Source organism: Pseudomonas sp. R62, assembly GCF_000257605.1.
Taxonomy (GTDB): Bacteria; Pseudomonadota; Gammaproteobacteria; order Pseudomonadales; family Pseudomonadaceae; genus Aquipseudomonas; species Aquipseudomonas atacamensis.
The window spans coordinates 3,331,462-3,334,246 of sequence record NZ_JH635998.1; the positions used below are offsets into that span (position 1 = coordinate 3,331,462).

General features: G+C 59.7%; 3 protein-coding genes. 1 reads left to right on the top strand and 2 read right to left on the bottom strand.

What is annotated here, in order from left to right:
• On the top strand, positions 1–389 hold a 389-nt coding region (locus OQK_RS31355), incomplete at its 5' end, for a UDP-3-O-acyl-N-acetylglucosamine deacetylase (protein ID WP_038861003.1).
• A gap of 179 nt (positions 390–568) precedes the next feature.
• Here the strand turns inward: OQK_RS31355 and OQK_RS16090 are convergent.
• The gene (locus tag OQK_RS16090) at positions 569–2,077 is read right to left on the bottom strand and encodes a sensor domain-containing diguanylate cyclase (protein WP_016773284.1); all 1,509 of its coding nucleotides are present in this window, start codon (positions 2,075–2,077) and stop codon (positions 569–571) included.
• Positions 2,078–2,262: 185 nt separating this feature from the next.
• A partial coding sequence (locus tag OQK_RS16095; RefSeq protein WP_038861004.1) for an OprD family outer membrane porin occupies positions 2,263–2,785 on the bottom strand: 523 nt, incomplete at its 5' end.

Below are 2,785 nucleotides of genomic sequence, written 5' to 3' on the forward strand. Positions count from 1 at the left end.
ATTTTTCCAGCACTTCGTTCGTTAAAGAAGTCAGCCGCGCCCGTACCTTTGGCTTCATGAGTGATATCGAGTACCTGCGCAAGCACAACCTCGCACTCGGCGGCAGCGTGGAAAACGCGATCGTGGTCGACGCTGATGGCGTGTTGAACGAAGACGGTCTTCGTTATGAAGACGAATTCGTCAAACACAAGATCCTCGATGCGATTGGCGACCTGTACCTGCTGGGCAACAGCCTGATTGGTGAGTTCAAAGGCTTCAAGTCCGGTCATGCACTGAACAACCAGCTGCTGCGCAAATTGATTGAGCAGACAGACGCTTGGGAAGTGGTGACGTTCGAAGACGCCAGCACCGCACCAATCTCTTACATGCGCCCGGTTGCGGCGGTGTAAGTAAAAAACCTCTCTAGTTTTTTGAAGGCCATCCTCGGATGGCCTTTTTTTATGCCTGTGGTTTCTCTAGTGCCTGATCAGGCTTCTTCGCGAGCAGGCTCGCTCCCACCTTTGAAATGCATTCCAACTGTGGGAGCGAGCCTGCTCGCGAAGGCGGCGGCGCCATCACCCTGGAAACATCAGACTGACACTACAACGCGATTGCGCCCGCCTTCCTTGGCTTGATACAGCGCCTTGTCCGCCGCAAACAGTAATTGCTCCAGTGTCATCTCGCTCGCCGATGTCCACGTAGCAATGCCGATACTCACGGTCATCGCCCGCTCAGCGCCTTCGACCCATGGCAAGTTTTCCACAGCCTGGCGAATCTGCTGGGCGATCTGCTGCGCCCCGGCGCTGTCGGTCTCGGCGAGAATCACCGAAAACTCTTCACCACCATACCGCGCGACCAGATCCGCCGGGCGTCGCACGTTCGCGGTGATTACCTTGGCCAGTTCACGCAAGACCTGATCCCCAGCCTGATGGCCATGGCGATCATTGAAGGCCTTGAAGTGGTCGGCATCGATCATCATCACCGACAGCGGCTGGCCCGAGCGCTGGGCGCGGAACCATTCGTGGCGCAGAGTCTGATCGAGCATGCGCCGGTTGGCTACTCCGGTCAGGTCATCGGTGGCAGCCAGTTGCGCCAGTTCGCGTTCGGCGCGATGGCGCAAACGCAGTTCCCGGGCGAGCAGCCACGTTAGCCACAACAGCCCCAGGCACAACACGCCGGTGGCGCCGCTGATCAGGATCGCCGTGCGCCGCCAGGTGCCGAACACTTCCTCGCTGGACAGCGCGACCATCACGGTCAACGGCAGATTGCCGACCCGCGAGTAGGTATAGAGCCGCCGCTGGTCATCCATGCTCGAAGTGCTGGTGAAACTGCCGCTGCCATCGCGATCGTTGAGAATCCGCACGACGTTGGGCCGGTTGCCGAAACTCTTGCCGACCGAATCGCTCTGCAGATACGGCTTCTGCGCAAGCAGCACGCCATCGCTGTTGATGATGTTCAACGTACTGTCGGTGCCGATGTCGAGGCTTTTGAACAGGTCGTCGAAATAGTCGAGTTTCAGCGACGCCACCGCCACGCCGAGGAATTCACCGGTCTGCGAGGAGATGCGTCGGCTGAAGCTGATGCGCCACTGATCGGCTTCTTCACAATCGCAACGGGTCTTGAACGGTCGGCTGATGAACATGCCAATGTCGCGGTTGAAGGCGTGGGCGAGAAAATAATCGCGGTCGGCGAAATTGCCCGGTTTCGCTTCGATGCGCGAGGAGTCGGCGATCACCTCGCCATGCTTGTCGAGCAGCAGGATGTCGCCCTTGAAGCGCGCGGTGGCAGAGCGATCGAACAGCGCCAGATGACGGATCTGCGGCGAGACGTTCTGCAGGTCGTCACGCTGGGCGGCGGCGATCAGCCCTTGCAGCGTCAGGTCGTACAGCTCGACGGTGCGCAGCACATCGGCATCGATCAATTGCGCGATGGTCGTGGCGCGGCGCGTGGCGACTTCCTGCGCACTGGCGTACTCGCGGATCAGCAGGAAGGTGACGATGCACACCATCGCAATCACGGTCAGCAGGCTGCCGAGGATCAGCAGGCGCTCGGGGCGACCGGTAAGGCCTGTGATGGAAGGCGTGCGGCTGGTGATCATGATGGGGAGCCGGTTGAAGTGGTTTCATAAGCTTAGTTGGGCTGACGCCGGACGAACCTGTGGGAGCGAGCCTGCTCGCGAAAGCTGATTGTCAGTCAACATCTGTGTTGAATGACACACCGCTTTCGCGAGCAGGCTCGCTCCCACAGGGTAGATCACAGGATCTGAAAAACGCAGCGCCGATCTTAGAAGACGTTGACCGGGTAGTCGATGATCACGCGGTATTCATCTGTATCCGAATCAATCGCGCCGTAGCCGTTGCCGCCACGGTTGGTCGCCCATTGCAGGCGCACCGCGAGGTCCTTGGCGTGGCCGCTTTGTACGACGTACTGTAAATCGATGTCGCGTTCCCAATGCTTGGCGTTGCGGCCATCGGCGCTGTACCAGCTGGAGTAGCCTGCGCTGTCCGGGTCGGCTTTGGTCAGATCCACCGTGCCGCGTGAATAAGACAGCGCCGAAGTCAGGCCGGGCATGCCGGCACCGGTGAAGTCGTAGGCGTACTTGAGCTTCCAGGAACGTTCGTTCGGGCCGTTGAAGTCCGAATACTGCTGCGAGTTGTCCAGGTACACGCTGTCGCCCTGGCTGATGTAGTCGAACGGCGTATTGCCGTTGACCCGCTGATAGGCGGCAGTGACGCTGTGGTTGCCGATGCCGACGGTGAGATGCGTGCTCCAGGTGTTGTTGTCGATATCGCCGAGCAGCGCATCG